The organism is Aeromicrobium sp., from assembly GCF_036675695.1.
Taxonomy (GTDB): domain Bacteria; phylum Actinomycetota; class Actinomycetes; order Propionibacteriales; family Nocardioidaceae; genus Aeromicrobium.
The window spans coordinates 19,665-39,226 of the sequence record NZ_JAKFEL010000124.1 but is presented as its reverse complement, the minus strand read 5'-3'; the positions used below and the strand labels follow the sequence as shown (position 1 = coordinate 39,226).

17 protein-coding genes, 2 tRNA genes and 1 pseudogene are annotated in these 19,562 nt (G+C 61.4%); 12 read left to right on the top strand and 8 right to left on the bottom strand.

Annotated features, from left to right (window positions below):
* Positions 1-13: 13 nt before the first annotated feature.
* Positions 14-856, top strand: a complete 843-nt coding sequence (locus V6M39_RS08005; RefSeq protein WP_332643292.1) for an NAD(P)/FAD-dependent oxidoreductase — start codon at positions 14-16, stop codon at positions 854-856.
* Positions 857-1,028: 172 nt separating this feature from the next.
* On the opposite strand, the gene V6M39_RS08000 is transcribed toward V6M39_RS08005, so the two are convergent.
* Positions 1,029-1,253 carry a hypothetical protein gene (locus tag V6M39_RS08000; RefSeq protein ID WP_332643291.1) on the bottom strand — a complete coding sequence of 75 codons (225 nt, stop codon included), beginning with the start codon at positions 1,251-1,253 and terminating at the stop codon, positions 1,029-1,031.
* A 169-nt stretch (positions 1,254-1,422) separates the two neighbouring features.
* On the opposite strand from V6M39_RS08000, the gene V6M39_RS07995 reads away from it, so the two are divergent.
* The 4 genes from V6M39_RS07995 to V6M39_RS07980 all read left to right on the top strand — a co-directional run bounded on the left by V6M39_RS07995 (position 1,423) and on the right by V6M39_RS07980 (position 4,159).
* Positions 1,423-2,220 (top strand): fumarylacetoacetate hydrolase family protein, encoded by a 798-nt coding sequence (locus V6M39_RS07995; protein ID WP_332643290.1) that lies wholly within the window; start codon positions 1,423-1,425, stop codon positions 2,218-2,220.
* Positions 2,213-3,688 carry a glutamate--tRNA ligase gene (gene gltX / locus V6M39_RS07990; RefSeq protein ID WP_332643289.1) on the top strand — a complete coding sequence of 492 codons (1,476 nt, stop codon included), beginning with the start codon at positions 2,213-2,215 and terminating at the stop codon, positions 3,686-3,688. The genes V6M39_RS07995 and gltX overlap by 8 nt, the downstream gene beginning before the upstream one ends.
* A 260-nt stretch (positions 3,689-3,948) precedes the next feature.
* Positions 3,949-4,020, top strand: a tRNA-Gln gene (locus V6M39_RS07985).
* Between the two features lie 63 nt (positions 4,021-4,083).
* Positions 4,084-4,159, top strand: a tRNA-Glu gene (locus tag V6M39_RS07980).
* Between the two features lie 154 nt (positions 4,160-4,313).
* On the opposite strand, the gene V6M39_RS07975 is transcribed toward V6M39_RS07980, so the two are convergent.
* Positions 4,314-4,517, bottom strand: a complete 204-nt coding sequence (locus V6M39_RS07975; RefSeq protein ID WP_332643288.1) for a hypothetical protein — start codon at positions 4,515-4,517, stop codon at positions 4,314-4,316.
* Here V6M39_RS07975 and V6M39_RS18050 point away from each other — a divergent pair.
* From V6M39_RS18050 to V6M39_RS07965, 3 genes and pseudogenes are all read left to right on the top strand, one after another.
* Positions 4,446-4,841 (top strand): annotated as a pseudogene (locus V6M39_RS18050) (tyrosine-type recombinase/integrase); the annotation flags it as partial. The gene V6M39_RS07975 and the pseudogene V6M39_RS18050 overlap by 72 nt on opposite strands.
* Positions 4,842-4,876: 35 nt before the next feature.
* Positions 4,877-5,107: a hypothetical protein gene (locus V6M39_RS07970; protein ID WP_332643287.1), complete on the top strand. Its 231-nt coding sequence runs from the start codon at positions 4,877-4,879 to the stop codon at positions 5,105-5,107.
* Between the two features lie 142 nt (positions 5,108-5,249).
* Positions 5,250-6,443: an exonuclease domain-containing protein gene (locus V6M39_RS07965; protein WP_332643286.1), complete on the top strand. Its 1,194-nt coding sequence runs from the start codon at positions 5,250-5,252 to the stop codon at positions 6,441-6,443.
* On the opposite strand, the gene V6M39_RS07960 is transcribed toward V6M39_RS07965, so the two are convergent.
* The 3 genes from V6M39_RS07960 to V6M39_RS07950 all read right to left on the bottom strand — a co-directional run bounded on the left by V6M39_RS07960 (position 6,440) and on the right by V6M39_RS07950 (position 13,243).
* Entirely contained in the window at positions 6,440-9,232 is a 2,793-nt protein-coding gene (locus V6M39_RS07960) for a DEAD/DEAH box helicase (RefSeq protein WP_332643293.1), read from the bottom strand. The genes V6M39_RS07965 and V6M39_RS07960 overlap by 4 nt on opposite strands.
* An 88-nt stretch (positions 9,233-9,320) precedes the next feature.
* Positions 9,321-10,685 carry an ATP-binding protein gene (locus tag V6M39_RS07955; protein WP_332643285.1) on the bottom strand — a complete coding sequence of 455 codons (1,365 nt, stop codon included), beginning with the start codon at positions 10,683-10,685 and terminating at the stop codon, positions 9,321-9,323.
* Entirely contained in the window at positions 10,682-13,243 is a 2,562-nt protein-coding gene (locus tag V6M39_RS07950; protein ID WP_332643284.1) for a TerB N-terminal domain-containing protein, read from the bottom strand. The genes V6M39_RS07955 and V6M39_RS07950 overlap by 4 nt, the downstream gene beginning before the upstream one ends.
* A 902-nt stretch (positions 13,244-14,145) precedes the next feature.
* Here V6M39_RS07950 and V6M39_RS07945 point away from each other — a divergent pair.
* The 4 genes from V6M39_RS07945 to V6M39_RS07930 all read left to right on the top strand — a co-directional run bounded on the left by V6M39_RS07945 (position 14,146) and on the right by V6M39_RS07930 (position 15,969).
* Positions 14,146-14,322 (top strand): hypothetical protein, encoded by a 177-nt coding sequence (locus V6M39_RS07945; protein ID WP_332643283.1) that lies wholly within the window; start codon positions 14,146-14,148, stop codon positions 14,320-14,322.
* 141 nt (positions 14,323-14,463) lie between these two features.
* A complete protein-coding gene (locus tag V6M39_RS07940; RefSeq protein ID WP_332643282.1) occupies positions 14,464-14,895 on the top strand; it encodes a type II toxin-antitoxin system RelE/ParE family toxin in 432 nt (143 codons plus the stop codon).
* A 139-nt stretch (positions 14,896-15,034) separates the two neighbouring features.
* Complete coding sequence (locus V6M39_RS07935; RefSeq protein WP_332643281.1) at positions 15,035-15,460, top strand: helix-turn-helix domain-containing protein; 426 nt, start codon at positions 15,035-15,037, stop codon at positions 15,458-15,460.
* The gene (locus V6M39_RS07930) at positions 15,457-15,969 is read left to right on the top strand and encodes a hypothetical protein (protein WP_332643280.1); all 513 of its coding nucleotides are present in this window, start codon (positions 15,457-15,459) and stop codon (positions 15,967-15,969) included. Before V6M39_RS07935 ends, V6M39_RS07930 begins: the two co-directional genes overlap by 4 nt.
* Before the next feature lie 41 nt (positions 15,970-16,010).
* On the opposite strand, the gene V6M39_RS07925 is transcribed toward V6M39_RS07930, so the two are convergent.
* The 3 genes from V6M39_RS07925 to V6M39_RS07915 form a co-directional block, all read right to left on the bottom strand.
* A complete protein-coding gene (locus tag V6M39_RS07925) occupies positions 16,011-18,305 on the bottom strand; it encodes an AAA family ATPase (RefSeq protein WP_332643279.1) in 2,295 nt (764 codons plus the stop codon).
* Positions 18,306-18,345: 40 nt separating this feature from the next.
* On the bottom strand, positions 18,346-19,116 hold the full coding sequence (locus V6M39_RS07920; RefSeq protein WP_332643278.1) for a DUF4145 domain-containing protein: 771 nt from the start codon (positions 19,114-19,116) through the stop codon (positions 18,346-18,348).
* A 151-nt stretch (positions 19,117-19,267) separates the two neighbouring features.
* On the bottom strand, positions 19,268-19,540 hold the full coding sequence (locus V6M39_RS07915; protein WP_332643277.1) for a hypothetical protein: 273 nt from the start codon (positions 19,538-19,540) through the stop codon (positions 19,268-19,270).
* Positions 19,541-19,562: the final 22 nt, after the last annotated feature.

Here is a 19,562-nt window from a genome sequence, read left to right as displayed (position 1 = left end):
TGAAGGAGAAATCATGCTTGACGCCATCGTCATCGGCGGGGGACCGGCGGGCCTACAGGCCACGCTCACCCTCGGCCGCATGCACCGCGACGTACTGCTCCTCGACTCCGGCACCTACCGCAACGCCACGGTCGAGCACATGCAGAACTTCATCACCCACGACGGCCGAGACCCGGCCGAGCTGCGACGGATCGCGCGCAAGGACATCGCGGCGTACGACACCGCCGAGATCCGCGAGTTGACCGTTGATTCGGTACGGCGTGCGGGTGACGGCTTCGAGGTGATCGTCGGCGACGAAGTGCTCGCCACTCGCAAGATCGTGCTCGCCACCGGCGTCCGCGACACGCTCCCGGACGTGCCCGGCATCGCCGAAGCCTGGGGCCGCGAGATCGCGCACTGCCCGTACTGCCACGGCCACGAGTTCGCCGGCGAGCGCGTTGCGATCCTCGGCACCGAGCGCGCCGAACACCTCACCGCCCTGCTCGGCAACATCGCCAGCGAGCTGATCGTGCTCGATCAGGACTCCGTACGCGAGGTCGAGCGCACCAATTTCGGCCTTCGCATCACGCTCGACGACGAGACGATCGGGGTCGGCGGAATGTTCATCGCGACAGAGGTGTCTCAGCAGGCTCCGTTTGCGGAGCAGCTCGGTGTCGACCTGTATGAGTCCGGTTTCGTCGAGATCGACGCCATGGGCCGCACCAGCGTGCCCGGTGTCTTCGCGGCTGGCGACCTCGGGCACGTACCCGCGCTGCCCGGTCCGATGCCATCAGTGGCCACCGCCATCGCCGCGGGAGTCATCGCAGGCTCGGTCTGCAACATGGAGCTCGCGATGCCCGCCCACACCGCTGGTTGAGTAGCCCGAGGGACGAGGGCGTATCGAAACCCCGTGAGATGACTGCCCAACCTGGCGAGCGGTGTCCGCCCGCCAGCCCCGAGGTACGAGGGGCGTGAGCGAAGCGAGGCGGGGTGAGGTGACTACCCAGCGCTGGGAGCTGACCTCACCCCGCCCCGACCTGCGCCTGATGTCAGCGGCCGCCACTCTTGGCCTGCGGCACGCAGGAGCTCCAGCCCTGGTGGTCGCCCTCGTTGTGGCCACCTGGACCGTTGCTCGCCTGCACGTGTGAAGCGAAGTCGGAGTTGCCGGGTCCACCGTTGTCCGTGCAGTGAGCGGCCGAAGCCGAGCCACCCGTGGCGGTCAGTGCTGCCACGGAAAGTCCGGCGGCACACAGCATCTTGATCGAGAACTTCATCGCAATCCTCCTGTTCGGTGACCGAAAGTCGGCCACTGCCTCGGGTTCGAGGCCGCAGGGCGCAGGGATGGGTCAACAAGTGATCCACATCACGGTGTGCCAGATGGGCGAGGGAGGAGCTCTGGCCGGACGGGTGGCGATGTCGACCCAACCGATACCCTGAACTCATATGAGAATTGCACGTTTCGCGGGTGACGACGATCCCCGTTTTGGAGTCATTGGTGATGACAACGGGGTCCCCACGATCGCGGTGCTCAACGGCGATCCGTTGTACGCCGGGCTCAATCTGAGCGGTCAGAAGATCCCGCTGGCGGACGTACGTCTGCTCGCCCCGGTCATCCCGCGCAGCAAAGTGGTGTGCGTCGGCAAGAACTACGCCGCGCACGCTGCCGAGATGGGTGGGGAAGTACCCGCCGAGCCGCTGATCCTCCTCAAGCCCAACACCAGCGTCATCGGTCCCGGCGACCCGATCTTCTACCCCACGCAGAGCGAAGACGTGCACTACGAGGCCGAGCTCGCCGTGGTGATCGGCCGCATCTGCCGCGACGTCTCTGCCGAGGACGCCGCCAAGGTGATCTTCGGCTACACCGTCGCCAACGACGTCACCGCGCGCGACCTGCAGGCCAAGGACGGTCAGTGGGCACGCGCCAAGGGCTTCGACACGTTCTGCCCGCTCGGACCGTGGATCGAGACCGACTTCGACCCGACCAGCGTCGGCGTGACCACGAGGCTCGAGAGCCTGGGCGGGGGAGACGAGCTCAAGCAGAACGGCAACACCTCAGACATGTTCTTCAAGGTGCCCGAGATCATCGAGTACATCTCGTCCTTCATGACGCTGCTGCCCGGCGACGTGATCCTCACCGGCACACCGGATGGCGTCGGTCCGATGCACCCGGGCGACTCGGTCAGCGTCACCGTCGAAGGCATCGGCACCCTGACCAACCCGGTGGTGAGCGCCAATGACTAGGCCCGTCGTTGCACGTTTCTGCCCGTCGCCGACCGGCAACCCCCACGTCGGCATGGCGCGTACGGCGCTGTTCTCGTGGGCGTTCGCGCGCCACAACCAGGGCAAGTTCGTCTTCCGCATCGAGGACACTGACACCTCGCGCGACAACGAGGAGTCCTACCAGCTCCTGATCGACGTCATGCAGTGGCTCGGCCTCGACTGGGACGAAGGCCCCGAGGTTGGCGGCCCGAACGGCCCCTATCGCCAGTCCGAGCGCATGGACATCTACGCCGACGTCGCACAGAAGCTGCTCGACAGCGGTCACGCCTACAAGGCGTACGACTCCGCCGAGGAGCTCGAGGAGCGCCGAAACGCCGCTCGCGCTGCCGGCAAGCCCAGCGGCTACGACGGTCTGCACCGTGACCTGACGCCCGAGCAGCAGGCTGCGTACGAAGCAGAGGGCCGCGAGCCCGTCATCCGCTTCAAGATGCCGGAGAAGGTCTACACGTTCAACGACCTCGTACGTGGAGAGATCACCTTCGACTCCGCCAACGTGCAGGACTACGTGATCGTGCGTGCCAACGGGCAGCCGCTCTACACGCTGACCAACCCCACCGATGACGCGATGATGGGCATCACCCACGTCCTGCGCGGTGAGGACCTGCTGAGCTCGACCCCGCGCCAGATCGCCCTGTACGAGGCGTTCGCCGAGATCGGCATCGGCGGGGGATTCACGCCCGAGTTTGGTCACCTGCCGTTCGTGATGGGCGAGGGCAACCGCAAGCTGTCGAAGCGCGATCCCGAGTCCAACCTGCTCGACTACAAGCCCAAGGGCTTCCTGCCCGAGGCGCTGCTCAACTACATGGCGCTGCTCGGCTGGTCGATTGCCGACGACCGCGACGTCTTCTCGATCCCGGAGATGGTGGAGGCGTTCGAGATCGGTCGGGTCAACCCCAACCCCGCTCGCTTCGACATCAAGAAGGCCGAGGCGATCAACGGATCGCACATCCGCCTTCTGGCCGAGGACGACGTACGCGATCGCCTGGTGCCGTACTTCCAGGACGCCGGTCTGATCTCCGATCCGCCGACCGCGGATCAGCTCGCCACGCTGGCTGCTGCGACGCCGCTGGTGCACGAGCGTATGGGTCTGCTGACCGAAGCCGTCGACATGCTGCGCTTCCTGTTCATCGCCGAAGACGACTTCGCCATCGACGAGGCGGACGCCGCCAAGAACCTCGACGAGAAGGGTCTCGACGTCGTACGAGCCGCTCGTGAAGCCCTCGCCGACCTGTCCGACTGGTCGACGCCGGCGATCGAAGAGGCGCTCCGTACGAGCCTCATCGAAGGCCTCGAGCTCAAGCCCCGCCTGGCCTTCGGCCCCGTACGCGTCGCCGTGACAGGAAGCCGCATCTCCCCGCCCCTGTTCGAGTCGCTGGAGCTGCTCGGCCAAGCGAAGTCACTGGCCAGATTGGACGCTGCACTCGCATGACCGCCCGCCAAGGAGCCTACCCGCGGCCGACCCTTCCGCTCGCTAAGGAGGCCGCCCGCGGCCGACTGGGAGGGCCCGAGGAACGAGGGCCCGAAGCGTGGTGAGCGAACTCACCAACGCAAGTAAGTGGTAGTTGAGTAGGCCGAGGAACGAGGCCGTATCGAAACCACGTGAGCCGACTCGCAAGGCCTAGCCCGGTTTGGGCGCAGGCGGGGGAGTCGGGTAAAGTCGGTGCTTGGCTCGGCCCCCGGCAGAGCCATTGGGATATGGTGTAATTGGCAACACAGCGGTTTCTGGTACCGCCATTCTAGGTTCGAGTCCTAGTATCCCAGCGAGGCCATTTCGAGCGAGATTCACACGCACGATATGGTGTCTCCGGTCGCAAGACCACCCATGGCCCCGTTGTGTAGCGGCCTAGCACGCCGCCCTCTCAAGGCGGTAGCGCGGGTTCGAATCCCGTCGGGGCTACCATGGACAAAGACCCTCTGACCAGCAGCAATGCTCGTCAGAGGGTCTTCATTGTTGATTCGGCCAAGGCGATGGTGACTTGCCCTCAGAGCCTCACAGATGCCGAAATTTTCGACCCTCCAGCTGGCAAAGCGGAACGTGCTCTCGACATTGGCCGCTAGTGCAGACGGCTGCAGTGACGACGATGCTCTGCCACGCCGTCGAGGTCGGCGCCATCGACCACAACCCTGCCCACGACATTCAGCCGCCGCGCCGGGGGAGGTCCGAGGTTCGGGCGCTCGACCTCGAGCTGTTCCACGAAGTCCGTGAAGCGGTCGACGCCTACGACCGACGAGCCGAACAAGGCCCACGCAGATCCCACCGACTCCTGGACGTATTCACAATCCTGGCCGCCACCGGCGTACGAGTCTCCGAATGCCTCGCCCTGCGATGGCGTGACGTCTCACTGGAGACCACACCGGCCACTGTCACCATCAGCGGCACCCTTCACCCACCTCGAGATGGACGCCCGTTACGGCGCAAGGAGGGCACCAAGACAGCCGCAGGCATGCGAACGATCACGATCCCACCCTTCGCCGTCGACACCCTTCGACGACTCCAGACACACGCAGCGACCGACGACCCGAGCCAACCGGTTTTCACCACCCGCAACGGAACCTGGTTGTCGCCCACCAACATCCGCCGCGAATGGCGGGAATGCCGCAATGGACGGGATTGGGATTGGGTTACCCCACAGACATTCCGCAAGCCGTCGCAACCCTCATCGACGACCACTACTCGGACCCCGACAACGGAGGCGTCGTGGGCGCTGGCGCTCCTTTGGCTGCCGCGGTCCTCGGCCACTCAAGCGAGACCGTCACCCGCGCCTTCTACATCAAGAAGATGCGGAACACGCCAGATGTCTCCGACCTGCTGCAGAACGCTCTTGCGGCAGCGCGTCCGGCTTCTTGAGACGCTTGATGATTTGTGCGGTAAGCCTGTCTTACGTACTTCGAATGGGGATCTACGAATGACCAACCGATCCGTCTCAATCACGTTCAATGAGCACGCGAGTTCTGGTTTCGCTGTGGTGAACGTCGTCACAACCGGATTCATGCCAGAGACGCACGATCGAGTTCTCGAGGTTGGGGTGGTCTTGGTCTCCGAGGCTGGCTACGTCGAACGCGAGTGGGCGACTCTCGTCAATCCGGAGCGAGATCCTGGTGCCGTACATCTCCACGGCGTGGCGTCACGCGAACTTCTGGATGCACCGAGCTTTGGCGACATCGCTGCACTCTTGCTCGAGTCAATCGAAGGGCGCACCGTTGTGGCCCACAACGCGTCCTTCGGAATGCGATTCATTCACCACGAGCTCAACCGTGCAGGCTATGACGTGTCCGGGCGCCCTGGGGCGCTGTGCACGATGAAATGGGCTGGTCGCTTCCTCGGACCGGCGAAGCTTGAGCACTGTTGCAGCGCTCTGGACATCGCCCTCGAACACAAGTACCACGCCTTGCCCGCCGCGCGGGCAACGGCCGAGCTGTTGAACCACCTGCATCGGCAGGGCCATGCGCTCCCTGAGTGGCAAGAGGACGCACGGTCGGCAGGTGCCTCCGAGTGGCCGTCAGCGAATGTGGCCGGGGCGCCACGACTTAAGGAACGTGGGGCTGACACGAGCACCCCTGATTCTTGGATGTCGGCGGTACTTGAGTCGACGTGGATCCCGGGGTCGCCCGAGAACGAGGCGGCCTACATGTTGGCTCTCGATACCGCCCTGCTCGATCGGTACGTGTCTGCCTCTGAAGGTGAGTACCTGATCGAGGTCGCACGCCAGTCGGGTTTGAGCCGCGAACGCATCCTGAGTCTGCACTCTGCCTACCTCGTGGAGATGTGCAAGGTCGCGCTGGACGATGACGTCGTGACGGAGGAGGAACGTGCGGATCTGACGCGAGCGGCTGAGGCTCTGGGCCTCACGCCACGCGACATCGACGACTCGCTCGCTCTTGCCGCAGAGTTCCGCCAAACGGCGCAACCATCGGAGAGTGTCGGGACGTTCCTGTCGCCAGGTGATCGCGTTGTGTTCACGGGAGCGATGCAGCGGGATCGCGAATCGTGGATCGAATTGATCGTTGGGGTTGGTCTGGCGAGCGGCGGCGTCACCAAAGCAACGAGGCTGCTGGTGTCCGCCGACCCCGACTCCATGAGCGGCAAAGCTGGTAAGGCGCGCAGCTTTAACGTGCCGGTGGTCGATGAGCCAGCGTTCGAGCGAATGTTTGCCGAGTACTGCAGCTCGCGTACGGCCGTCTAGCGAGAGAGTGTTCGTGGAGGATCGATCGGACGCGGCCAAGTAGGGGGCAGCCAGTCGGGTTGGATCTCGTCATCGGTCACGATGTTCGGGGCCTGAGTGCTGTCCTGCTGAAGAAGTTGTCGCAGGACTTCTGCTGCGGCGATGGCGTCGTCGAACGCACGGTGTTCGTGTGCCGAGTCAATGCTGAACCGATCTCGAAGCGCAGCAAGATTGGCTGGCTTGCCGGGATCTCGCTTTCGCGCCAGACGCAACGTGCACAGAGTTGGCCAGGCCGGCGCATCAGTTCCTGCAAAGGCGAACTCTGAATGGAGGTACCCGACATCGAAGGATGCGTTCTGCGCTACGACGATTCGGTCCGACAAGCGATGGGCAATCTCGTCCAATAGTTCACTGAAGAGTGGAGCGTCGGCAACGGCGTCCTCATCGAGACCATGAGTCGAGGTTCCTCCGACAGGGCCTTCGGGGTTGACCATCGTCGACCAGCTTTCGGTCTGATTACCTGCCTGGTCGAGGTGCACGATGGCGATCTCGACAATTCGGCCGCCCATGATCGGCGACAGAGACGTGGTCTCCACGTCCACGACGGCAAACGGCGTCGACCCGATGGACGCTCGGTGTGTCGGGGTGATTCGTTCGGAGTCTGGGCCACCGTATGCGAGGGGGAGCGGCGGGTGGAGTCGTACGAGTTCTTCGACGACTTCCCAAGCACCGGGGACGTCGAGGCTGTGTTTCGCGTAGGACTGCGCGAGAAGGTCGGGGTCGAGGAAACGGTCATGCTTGTCGACTTCTTTGGCTGGCACGTGTTCAGCCAGTTCGACGGGATCTGGCTGTCCGCCTTCGTAGAGCTGGGCGATCGCAGCAAGCAAATCTGGGAGAGGTGTGTGACGACAGGTCAGACCGGGGCCTTCGATTGTGGCGGTGATGCCTTGGCTCGTGAGCATCACCGAGAGGGTGTTGATGATCCGGCTACCTCGCCAGGCAACGATGACCGAGTCTGTTCCTGACTCGACGGCCGTGATGTCAGCGAGGTTGTACTGACGGTAGGCAGTCCTGCCTTCCTCGATGAGGTCTGCGGCGGTCTGATTGACGTATGTGGGTACGAGGTCTCCTTCGTACAGCTCGCGCATCTTGCGTCGAACACCATCGGAGATCTCGGCGGCGCCACCGTTGAAGCGGGGGGCGAGCCCACCTGACGATGGTGTGAGTTCGATCGTCTTGGTGGGTGCGTCGATGTCGATGACCTTCCAGCGCCGGCCCGTGAAGATCATCATGCTTCCGACCAGCACCGGGTAGTCGACGGGGAGGCTGCCAAGAACTTGGCCAGCGGAGATCAGGCGATACTCCTCGGCAGTTTGGAAGGCCGCGTAGAACGTATAGTGATTGAGTGCCCGTTCGCCGACCGGGCCGGCAAGAAGTAGTCCGTCGCCCGCTTGCATGATGACGTCCCTGTCTGCGAGAGACCGCAAAAGATCGAGGAACATCCTTTTGTCGACCCCGACAAAAGGGCCATCGCCGCACAGTGCCGAGTACAGCTGCGCTGCTGATGCGCCGCCATGCTGAGCTATCACCGAGAGCACCTGCTGGATCAGCGTGGACAGGTGTAGCCCGCTCGTATTTGGAGGTTCGAACCATTTCTCAAGCATCAGCTCAAGCACAGCAACTGACTGCATGATGCTGGTGCGGAGGCGATCGATCAGGTGTGTATTTGAGTCGATCGGCCGCTCGGAGATGTAAGTCCGCAAGGTAGCGGGTGAGTCTCTGCGCCCGGACCTTCCGACACGTTGGCGGATTGCCGAGACGCTGTACGGTGCACCGATCTGTGCGATTGAGTCGGCGGAGCCGATGTCGATACCCATTTCGAGCGTGGAGGTGCACACGGCGGTCGTGGGGGTGTCGCGCGCCTTGAGACGGGCCTCGACCTCTTCTCGGAACGATTTAGAGAGGTTTCCATGATGGGGCAGGAATTCGTTGCTGACACGGTGGTGCTCGCTCAGGCGCTTCAGTAGATCGGAGTAGGCCTCGACGCTTGCTCGTGAGTTCGCGAAGACGAGGTTGTCGTTTCCTCGCAGGTGGCGGTAGAGGTGGTCGGCGATCTCGCGTTTGTCCGTGGGGTGGCTGACCTGACCAACTTGGTTGGGGTCTGGGTCGTCCGTGGAGAGGTAACCGCGCAGTTGCATGCGTAGCTCGGCGGTCTCGGTCGGGGAGTCGAGCACCAGTACCTGGTCGCCGTTGCGTGGGCGGAGAAAGTCCTGTGCAACGGAAAAGTCGGCGAAGGTGGCTGACAGCCCAATGCGGCGCACGGGTCGGCGGATGGCCAGTTCGATGCGGTGAAGGAGGGACTGAAGCTGCGCGCCCCGTTCGGTACCGATGAAGGAGTGCATCTCGTCGATGACGATGTATTGAAGTGGAGCGAAAATCGTCGGGAGGTGTGTGCCTTGGAGAACGAAGAGCGCTTCCAGCGACTCGGGAGTGATCAGTAGTGCGCCGTCGGGTGCGGTTCGAAGGCTGTCTCGTTCTTTGCCGGTCACGTCGCCGTGCCTTCGGTTGACTGGAATGTCGATCGCTTCACATAGATCGAGCAGGCGACCGTGCTGGTCGTTGATCAGTGCCTTCAGGGGGCTGATGTACAGCACCTTCACACCAGGTTGCGTCGGCCCGGCGTCGGCCTGGGCCGCAAGTGTCGAGCAGATTGGAAGCCAGGCGGCTTCTGTTTTGCCGCTGGCTGTCGCCGCGCTGATGATGACATCAACTCGGCCCTCAAGGATTGGCTGGACGGCGCTCGATTGCACTGCGCGCAATTGAGTCCAGCCCTGTTTCCAAATCCATTCCTTGACCTTCGGATGGAGAGCGTCGAATGCGCCTTGGGCACGAACGGACTCAGAGTTTGAAAGAGCTGAGTTCATCGTCGGGGTCTTGGGTGGGTGGCGAAGGTGCCTGGGCTGGTTCAGCGCTGGGCTCGTCCGTGGTGGTGTCGAGGGGCTCGAGGTCGGGGTTCGACTCCGTCGGGATCTCGATAGTTCCGATCATGTCGGTCCAGACCGTCTGCGGGTTTTGTTCGAGTACCGCGAGTAGGTCGAGGAATCCCTTGATGGAGTTTCGCGGAGTGCGGAAGTACGCGTCGCCGATTCGACTGGAGCAGTGCTCCATGTACGACGTCAGCCCTGTATCGGGGAGGAGGTGCTTGCTTGGGTCGCCACCTGCCTGCACGTTCCGCAGGTTGGTGAGCAGGATGTAGAAGTCTTCAGGCGTCAGGTTGGCGAGTCTGAGGACTGGACCTGAGTAATCGACGATGCCGTCGACCGCATAGGGGTTTTCTGCGAGCCGCGACTCCAAGGCGGCATATGAATAGAGGCCGCGACGTGTATCGAGCAAGAAGTCTGGTGTGCCGCCCATGACGAAGCCGAGACCCGCAGCGGATCCTTGGGTGGAGTCGTTGACGATGCGAAGGATCTGTTCGTAGTTGGAGTTGCGCGCCTGGGTATTGGCGAGCTTGTAGAGGTTGACCATCTCGTCGAGGCACACGAGTAGGCCGGAGAATCCGGCAAGGCGTACAAAGACGGCAAGGAGTTTGAGCTGGTCGTAGAAGTTGCCGTCGTCGATGATCGTTCGAACGCCGAGCGCTTGGCGGGCATCAGTTCGAGTACTGAACTCTCCGCGCAACCAGCGGACGGCATCGGTCTTGAGTTGGTCGTTGCCGGTGTCATGCCCTTGCCAATACTTGGCGATGACCTCGGCAAAGTCGTACCCACCGGTCAGCTCGGTGAGTTGGTTCAGGCCAGCACGAACGACTGACTCCGGTGTCTGCTTGGTTGCGGTCGCTTCGGTCAGCGCTTCTGTGATGAAGCGTTCGACGACGTTGGTCATTGCGCCACCATCGGGCTTTGAACGAGTGGCCATGTTGCGCATCAGTTCGGAGTAGAGCGAGCGTGCTTGGCCGCCGGTTGCGTGGAGCCGCCGGTCCGGTGACAGGTCGGCGTGGACAGTGACCATCTTCTGTTGCAGGGCGATGGAGCGAATGAGGTGAAGGAAGAAGGTTTTGCCGGATCCGTAGTCGCCGATGACGAAGCGGGTTCCTGAGCCTCCGTCTGCGATGCGATCGATGTCTGTTGTCAGTGCACGGACTTCGTTGACTCGTCCGACTTGGATGTGTTGCTGGCCGACTCGTGGGACGACGCCTGTGCGGAGCGCCTGCAGTAGCGCGTCGCGTTCGCGGGGGCGGATGGTGTTGGTGGTGTCGGTCATCGGAGCATTTCCTCTAGGGCGTACGGATTGATAGTGAGGTGTTCTTCGCCGTCTAACAGTGGTTCGTCGCTTGCCTCGAGGGCGGCGTCGTTGAGGGTGTCTAGGGCTCCGTTGGGTAACAGGCCCAATGGCTGGCACAGCGCGTCGAACTCGTCTCGACTGATCTCAGAGTGCTGGGCAACTTGATCAAGCAACTGGGAGTGGGGTGCGTCGAGTCCGGCGATGGTGACAACGGTAGACACGTCGGGCTGTGAAACTTGTTCGGGCACCGGGACGGGTGATGTTGACGGCGCGGCGACGCGTCGGCCTGTGGCGCGGGTTGGGCCGGTCTCATCTTCAAAGATGCTGGCCAGCATTGCCGAGACTGCGGCAGTGTCTCGCATTTTTTCATCGATGGACGCCTGGTTGAGCGTGAACTCTCGTGGCGTCGGTGGGGTGGCGGGGCGCGGGGGTATCGGCGAGCCGGGTTCACCTCGTTCAGCCTGCCGAACCACGACCGGCTCGTCGCTGAGCATTGGTGAACCCGTCATGGCCTGGTGCAGTCGTGAGGTGACCAAGGTGTCGTCTAGCGAAAGCAGCCTGTAGATCTTGGTGATGGTGCGAACTTCTTCTGGTCTCACTACTCCATCGACAGCGGCGATGTCGACGAGGAGCCGACCCAAGCTGTCGCGCTGGACGTCGGTAAGCGTCGACAGACGTTTGGTGAGACCGGTCAGCTTGACCTCAGAGTGCCCGAGCCAACGAGCGTGAGCCTCGAGACGAACACGCTCGGGAGATGTCAGGCCCAGCGATGATTCGACGTGCGCAAATAGAGTTGATGTTTCCGCTTCGAGGATTGTTCCGTCAGCTTTGCTGACAGCGACCGCAAGGAGCGTCAGTGTCAGAGCGGTGGTGAGCTCGGGCGATGCGACCTGTGGGGCGTCTTCGGGGATGGCGAAGACGGTGACTCCGAACCCAGCTTGCAGGACGGGTCCTCCGAACCGGGGATCGGGCTCGAGCCCGAAGCCAAGCTTTTCTGCCAACTGGCACATCTGAATGGACTCTTGCTTGGTCAGACGCTCGAGGGTAGTCCCGCCCCAGAGCTTGAGCAGTTCGTCGGCGCTGACGTTGGTCGCACTACTCGCCGCGTCCTGCAATATTGCGCAGAGTCTGGATACGGCGGCGTTGGACGCATCGAGAAGCTGAACGGGTAGCAAGGCTTGTGCCCTGAGTGTGGCTGCCGAGCCCGGGTTCTTGCCGAGGAACCTGCTGTAGGGATCGAGCAACTCCTGTGCCTGATCAGCAAAGCGTTCCAGCACTAGTGTGATTTGAGCTGATTGCGAGACGTCGGAGATGCCATTCAACTCGATGTCGGCAGTCGGGATTGCGGAACTCGCAGGACGGTACGAGAGCCTCAGCTTCTGTTTCGTCGGCTTGGGGATGAGTCCATCAGCGTGAGCCTCGGTGTAGAGAGTGTTGAATAGGGTTGCGAACTCGTCAGGGCACCTGGTTGCGGAGGTGCGGATTCGCGTGCCTTCGTGGAACCATGCCCACGCAAGTGCCCACTCTGCTGGAACCGGCTTACCGTCTGCGGCGAGTGATCCCAGCTCGACTTTCAGGCTGAACGGAAAAGACCAGCGAAAGTCGCTGAGCGGCGGAGGTTGGAACTGGTACTCGGGGTCGCCTTGAAGGGCGATCAGTTCAAGGATGCTCAGGAAGCCTAAACCGTAGGACTGAAAGCTGTAGTCGTCTTCGTGGAGGTCGAGTAGCTCGTGCATTTCGTGCTGGATTGCCGGCACCTCATGCGCAAGTTGCGGATTGTTGGCGATCTCGGTCAATACTCGACGCTCGAGTCCGTACATGAAGAGGAACACGAACCCGATCGGAGTATTCACGTCGCGCCGTCCGTGGCTGAGCCATTCGAGATACGCAGCTCGGGCGCTTGGGTTTAGCCGGTGATAGCTCGGCCAGTAACTGAATGACTCGCCGGCGTAGTCGGGACGCCCGCTGTTGACCTTGAGACTCGGATCAATCAGAGACGGTTCAGGCTCGGTGTTCCGAAGGGATGGGTTTCGCCCTACATATAGGAGTCCGCCGGGGATAACGTATCCATCGACCTCGATCGATTCACCGGCCGGAATCCACTCTGGCTTCGAGTTGCGTGCAATAGTTCGCGGCCGTGTCGTCAAGGGCTTCGCCTCGGCTTCGATGAGAGGCGCGGTTGTCGACTCTTGCGCTGCAGCCCGCGAAATGACAAACGGTTCCCGCAAGAGCGGCTCAGGTTCACTCTCCTGGAAACGCTCCTTGAGCTCGCGGTTCTGAGTTGCCCGTCTCTCTTCAGCTTCGGCGGCATCTTGGGCGTCTAAGTGCATCGCCGGTTTGGAAGCGAAGTGCTCACTCTGCAAAACACCCCATTCGGCACCATCCCACCACCGCAATGCGTTTCCGGTGCTCGGGTCCGGATACCAGTCGGCCGGCGGCTGTTGCGGGGTGATGTCGGAGATCGACTGGTTGCTCGGCTCGATGTGCGCGTTCGTCGCTGACAGTTGGGTGTTGTTACGCATCTTGCGCCGCTTCACGTACAACCAGATCGGAACGCCGGGAATCGCAAGAATTATCAACCACGCGACAACGGTGCCGATGACGAAACCTATTGCCTCAGCCACCCGGCGTCATCCCCTATTTTCGTGGTCCACCTCCCGACGGTATCCCCCTTGGAGGGCCCAGCGTGCAGAATTCTCGCTGCTTAGATGTCGTCCAGCGGATCGGAAAGTATGCCTTCGGGGGTGCCTATGCGCAGGTATATGGCTGCTACTCGGCCATGATCGGGGGCCTAAGGGTGTACTCGCACTCAGAAGGAGGACTCTATCCCTGGTGGTCTTGACCGGTTAGCAACCATTCGATGAAGGAAAGCGCTACGACCTGCCGCTCGGAGTCAAGCTCGGATGTTAGTGCCAAGATCCGTCTTGAGATTGCGGCCGCGACTGGAGGGCCTGGGCGATGGCGCCAACAGCCAATGCGATGCTGCCCCGGACGACGAGGTCGAATGCCGTTGCGTCGGTCATTGCAGCAGGGTAGCGCTACCGCGCGGCGGGGATCGGAGGCGACGACCCCACAGATATCGCGCGGGACTGAGAGTGGTCCGAACTGGTGACGACTGCTGCGGGTGCAGGGCAACGATGCTGCGACACGCGCACGTTCCGAACGTGTGATCGAACGATATGTAAGCGCATCGTCGCAGGTCAGTACAATTTCTGTGTGCGGAAAGGCCTTGCGAACAGCGGGTATTGGTTAAAACCTATACCGGGTGATGTACGATGGCGGTGGACGTGAAAAAGACCCCGGTGACGGTGTCTAAGTCCGGACCAGGGTCTTCTCTGCTGTGGTAAGCGATTGAGACTTTACAGGTTATGCACTTGGCGGGCGATTCGCCAGGGCCTTCCCGGTCTGGGTTCCAGTCCGGGAAGGAGGCTTGATAAGCGTGGCGAAGAAGCCCCTCACTCCGGGCACCCCTGCGCCGACCTCGGGTCAGTACCGACCCAAGGGCGGTGGCAATGAGGTGACCGTGCCCAAGGGCCATCGTCTCCCTCCGGGCCCCAAGCCTGGCACGAAGTGGGAGAACGTGGATCCCACGAAGAACAAGTCGGGTCGCGGTTGACCTGATAGAGGCCGGAGTCCCAATCGCCTGGGGCTCCGGCTCCCTTTGTCTGCCTTCTCCTCCTGACCCCGGGTCGGCGTCAGGAAGAGGCGCTACCTTGGAATTCCGGTAAGTACATCTATGTAGTTATGAGCCTTCGATATGGGTCGCAACGACGATAAGCGAAAGCCGCCTTCGCGCGCGCGCCCAGACGAACCGAAGTCAGCCGATGAACCGTCCTACCGTGGCTGGCTTTCCTTCAAGCACAACTTTCCGGACGGACGGTCGTCGTTTGACAAGGAGTTTGCGAAACTTCCGGTGGCGATTCAGGAGACGTATCTCGAGCTCAAGGAACGCGCGGCCAAGGGGACTGCACGATCAGGCGCTGTTAAGCACATCGGTGATGGAATTTACGAGCTCAAGAACGCGCAGAGCAACAACCCGTATCGACTTCTGTACATGACATGGGGCGGCTTCCTTGTCGCCCTGACCGTCTTTCACAAGAAGGACGAGAAGACCGACAAGACGCTCGCTCTCACGCGCAAGAAGCGCTGGCTTGACCTCAGCAAGAAGTGGGCCAAGCCGTCATCCTGAGTGGTCCGAAACACCAAGTCCTGAGTTGTTCATAACGTAAGCGCGTGAGTAGTATCGGTTATACCCTATGTGCACCCATCGCGATTAGCGAAGGTTGCAAAGATCCCCCAGAACAGGGGAGTAGAGAGAGAGTGAAGCCATGAGCACGTTGGAGACGCCGATCGTGATCGACTTCGATGCCATTGCTACTGAGTCGGATCGCATGCTTAATTTGGATGCTGAGCACGTGGCTGCCCGACAGGATGTGAGAGACCGTTTCGCGCTGGTCGACGCACTTGTTGATTGCAGGCATGCTCGCGGGCTCTCGCAGAGAGAAGTTGCCGAGCGAATGGGCGTCAAGCAGCCGACCGTTTCCGGTTTCGAGAATGAGGGCAGCGACCCTCGTTTGTCGACTATTCAGCGGTACGCCCGCGCGGTCGACTGCCGAGTGAAGATCTGGCATTCGGTCGATGGCCTTGACCGCTCCGGAAGTTGGTCGTCTTCCCCGTCGTACTCGGGGAAGACGGCCGATGTCGTTTCACTGGAGAGTCGGCGCCAGTCTTCGCTCCATTCGGCGACAGCATGACCGAACCCGAGATCGATCAACTTCGACTCAAGGGTGGGTACGTAGCAGGGCGAGCGCAGATCAGAGATGTTCGAGCGCACAAGCTTGCAGCGACACTCAAGGATCCGGTCGAGAATTTTGGCCTGTCCTATGAGCTGCAGCCGTCCGTCTCGACAGCCTACGACGAGTCCGACTCCGAGGATCTGTCGTTCGTGATCGAGGCAGAGTACGCCCTGCAGATCAAGCAATTGACAAGGGAACTCGGAGACGACGAGGAACCAGCACCGGAGGACTTTACGGACCTGGCAACAGTCGAAGTCACAGTAGCCGGACTTTTCACGCTCGACCTGGTCGAGGATGATCGGCGGCCGGCGACAGAAGAAGTTGAGGCCTACAGCCGGTCGACAGGTCTATTCGCTCTGCATCCCTACGCCCGCGAACAAATCGCCAACCTGACAAGCAGGATCGGTCTGCCAACGCTCACAATTGGCGTTTTGCACATGGGGACCGGCCAGGTTGCCGATCAGTAGATGCACAAAAGTTGTGGCGCGAATGTCCTCGACGTCCGCAACTAAGCCAATAGCGGATGGGTCTTGTCGATTTTGGTTGCTGTACACATCCGATCGAAGTGTTCCCCGTCCACCGCGCGCAGAAGTTCCATGCACCTCCGAATTTGCCCGTGAACGGCGCGAGCATCGAGTACATCGATGCTTTCGCTCCCCTCACCGTGGGAGTACCTGTTACAGAAGTCGTACACATCGCGGAAGGGCTCGCCTTCCTTAGTTGCGACGAGGACTTCCAATTGCTGCAAGAAGTCGGTCCGATGGGGTGCCTTGTAACTGGCGAAGACTTCCAATACCCGTCGGGCCGCGTTCGGCAGCAGGAAGAGTCGCTCGTGATCCTCAGAGTCAGCAACTCCAGCCATGACCATGGAAAATAGATAGGCATACTCCGAGGTGCTGTTGAGAAGCAGCAGCGGGAGTTTCCCGATTCTTGATCCTCGCTCGCCGTCGACCGAAGCCGCGAACATCTCCAGGAACGTGACCTTCGGGAACCGGATCTCGTCGGCAGCTCCTTCACGGATTCGTTTTAACGAACTACCCCACGCGCTCTTCTGGGACTTGATGAATAGCCGGAGCAGGCCGAAGTCGTGGGTAAGGATCACGAATTGTCCGAATCCCTTCAACGTGTCGATGAGCCACTGGTGGGTAGCGAACAGCGCCTCCCGGTCTAGAGAACTTGAGGGGTCATCGATTACGACGATCCGTTGGGAAGGGTCGCCACCGGGTACCTGTTCATCCTCCAGTTTGCGAAGGAAGTAGAGGAGGGACAAAGTGGTCCGCTCGCCGTCGCTGAGATCGGTGCCCGCCTCATCCCCTCGACGGCAGGCATAGGACTTCCCGTCTGATGTAACCGCGACACTGAGGTGATTCTTGCCGTAGACCCGTGCGAGATCGAGGGTCAACTTCTCGGCCATCTCGTTGGTGGTGAATTGCTCCTGCCGAACCTCCTCGAGTCGGCGTTCAGCCAGTCCTGCGGCTCTGCGACTCGTCTCGCTCCTTGTTGAGGCGTCCTTCGCCTGTGCCTCTAGTTCACGGAATACTTGACTCCTGGAGCCCACCAGGTGATCGAAAACGGTCTGCTTCCGTTCGGTGGTGACCTCGTCATGACGGCGAGCCTGGTCATTGTGCTCACGTATGGCCGTCGCGAGCACGGTGACCGATGGTGCATTCGCCAGTGCCGACCAGTTCGGCACCTCCGGTGTTGCGCTCGGATCGTGAGCCTTGGCGTCCAAGGCGTGCTCGACTGCTTCGAGGGCTAAGACACGATTCTCCGTCTCTGCCTTGGCCTTTGCGACGGACTCTTCATACACCGGCTGGAGATCGCTGGCCAGAAGGCTTGCCGCCGGCAGTGACTTGTGCCAAGCGGCAATGGTCGCCTTCTCATGCGTGACCGCGGTGAGAAGTTGCTTCGCTCGACTTCGGATCTGCAGCCAACTCTCATCGAAATGAAGAGTGAGTTGGCGACGGCGCTCGTCCGTGACAGGTCCGGCGCAGAACAGACAGTGAGTGAGTTCTTCATGCAACCCGAGCCCTTCCTCCACCCAAGTTTGCGCTGGTGGATTGTCATCGAGTGCTTCAAGGGCGACACGGGTTGGGGTATCCCCAAGGAGCGAAGTGAGCCCGGCCAGCTGTACCCCCACACCAGCAGGCGGCGGAGCAATCTCAGAGATCGGTGCGAGCGTTACCTCGCCCAGACGCTTTAATGCTTCTGCATGTGCGTTGGCGTCGGGGAAATCACCCTTGTACTTGCGTAGATCTTCCCCGACCTTCACGACCGAGTACCGGTTCTTTGTGTAGTGGTTGTAATCGAATTCCTTGAGCTCTGAGATGATCCGGTCTTGGATCTCGCGTGCCAACTTCTCTACCTTCTGATCCGCCGCCTTGCGCTGCTTCTCGGCCTCATTCACCTCCGTCCGGAGGCGTTCAATCTCTTGTTCCAGTCTCGTTTCTTCTTCCTTGGCATCGATCGCCGCTTTGCCAAGAGTCACGATCGCCGACGCGTTGTCGCCGTCGAGGAAGTCGGAGAGGTTGGCTTCAACCCACTTCCGGGTGAAAACCGCCATGAATGGCGACGGGCTGGAGCCGCCAGGGCGCACGGTCGTGCGAATTCTGTCGTCTCCTTCCCACACGATCTCAGCGGCACTCTCGCCGTCCGCTAGCGACATCAAGAGCTCAGCGAGGGTGGATTTACCGCTCCCGTTGTGGCCATAGACCACGGTGCGGCACCCCAGAGGCAAATCATCCGGCCAGAAGCCCTTACTTAAGGACCGCCAGGGCTGCTTGAGATCGATTCGGCGAAGCATGCCCTGACCTTAGTCGCGTCTTCTGACCGGCGGCCGTCTCTTAAGGCGCCGCCGCGGGCCCGCGGGCATCGTTGACAGCCTTGGCGCGAGCATCTATGTCAGGGCCAACGAACAAGGCATGGAAAGCCTCGTCGAGTATCTCGACTCCTTCGAGGACTTCCTTGATTGTCAGCTTTGACAGGCTATGGGTGCCGGCGTTTCCTATCCATTTCACTGCGAGAAGCAGACCGGCAACACGATCTCGCCCGGTGCCAGATTTCTTCCACGTCTTGATTCGTTCGTCGGCACCGATGAAGCTGCCGCCGGTGCGGGTCGAGGGGACACCCTCGCTGCTAAGGAATTGTTCAACCACGAGTCGAAGGGCGGTAGCCGCAAGTCCGGGGTCGGTCAGCAGGACGGCAGATGCGCGGATCACGCCCTCCTGGACCGGCGACGGCGTTGACTCTGGAAGCCGCATCAGAACGAGGGGCGGATGAATCTGCCTGACTTGGTAATACGTCGAGTAGGGCGGACCGAGGGACTCGTCGTGCTCTCGCTTCTTGCTCCAATCGACGCTGTATTCGCCGGTGGCCACTGCCGGTTGCTCACAATCCGGGTTCTCGCACAGGGCTGATGCAGTGAAGACGCCATGGATCCAATCAGGGTCCCAGGCTGGATGAGCGTGTGCTCGCTTCGACTGTCCGTGCTCTACCTCGATCGGGATTGCGAAGCGGAGGTGACCGGCCAGACAGTGTGGGCAGAGCGGTCGAGGCCACGCCGTCCCTTCTTCGATCGTGAGACTCAACCGAATGAGCGCTGGGTCTGGGGCCATGCGGAAAGTCTAGTGACGAAGAAGAGTGGGTCTGGCAATACTTGCGTGGACGGACTGAAACGGAAGATTCTGGTGTGAGTGCGCGCTGGCCCTCTCTGGGCTCATAGCCCAGAGATTCGAAGGGGCGACGTCGTCAGGTCGATCGATTCATTCAGTCCTCGATCTGGTCGGCAAGGATGCCGACGAGTCGTTCTAGAATCGCGTCCTCAGCAGCTTTTCCTGCCATCGCTTCATTCGCGAACGAGTTGGTCCGAATGAGCGTTCGCCCGCGCAGACGGACCTCGCCATGCCATGCGTCGGGACTATCAGAGTCAAGAACAACGAAGAAGTCGAACGTAAGAGACCCGTTGTTCGTCTGGTGTCGGACCGCGATCCCGGGCTTTAGTTCTTGGCCGTCGTAGGCGTATCGAGTCGTTTGAATCATGCAATGCAGATTACGGGCGCAC

Excerpts from the sequence above, each read along its gene's own strand:
- V6M39_RS08005 (WP_332643292.1), top strand. The coding sequence starts at position 14 with ATGCTTGACGCCATCGTCATCGGCGGGGGACCGGCGGGCCTACAGGCC.
- V6M39_RS07940 (WP_332643282.1), top strand. The coding sequence starts at position 14,464 with ATGGGTCGCAACGACGATAAGCGAAAGCCGCCTTCGCGCGCGCGCCCA.
- V6M39_RS07915 (WP_332643277.1), bottom strand. The coding sequence starts at position 19,540 with ATGATTCAAACGACTCGATACGCCTACGACGGCCAAGAACTAAAGCCC.
- V6M39_RS08000 (WP_332643291.1), bottom strand. The coding sequence starts at position 1,253 with ATGAAGTTCTCGATCAAGATGCTGTGTGCCGCCGGACTTTCCGTGGCA.
- V6M39_RS07955 (WP_332643285.1), bottom strand. The coding sequence starts at position 10,685 with ATGACCGACACCACCAACACCATCCGCCCCCGCGAACGCGACGCGCTA.
- gltX (WP_332643289.1), top strand. The coding sequence starts at position 2,213 with ATGACTAGGCCCGTCGTTGCACGTTTCTGCCCGTCGCCGACCGGCAAC.
- V6M39_RS07965 (WP_332643286.1), top strand. The coding sequence starts at position 5,250 with ATGCCAGAGACGCACGATCGAGTTCTCGAGGTTGGGGTGGTCTTGGTC.
- V6M39_RS07920 (WP_332643278.1), bottom strand. The coding sequence starts at position 19,116 with ATGGCCCCAGACCCAGCGCTCATTCGGTTGAGTCTCACGATCGAAGAA.
- V6M39_RS07930 (WP_332643280.1), top strand. The coding sequence starts at position 15,457 with ATGACCGAACCCGAGATCGATCAACTTCGACTCAAGGGTGGGTACGTA.
- V6M39_RS07935 (WP_332643281.1), top strand. The coding sequence starts at position 15,035 with ATGAGCACGTTGGAGACGCCGATCGTGATCGACTTCGATGCCATTGCT.
- V6M39_RS07995 (WP_332643290.1), top strand. The coding sequence starts at position 1,423 with ATGAGAATTGCACGTTTCGCGGGTGACGACGATCCCCGTTTTGGAGTC.
- V6M39_RS07925 (WP_332643279.1), bottom strand. The coding sequence starts at position 18,305 with ATGCTTCGCCGAATCGATCTCAAGCAGCCCTGGCGGTCCTTAAGTAAG.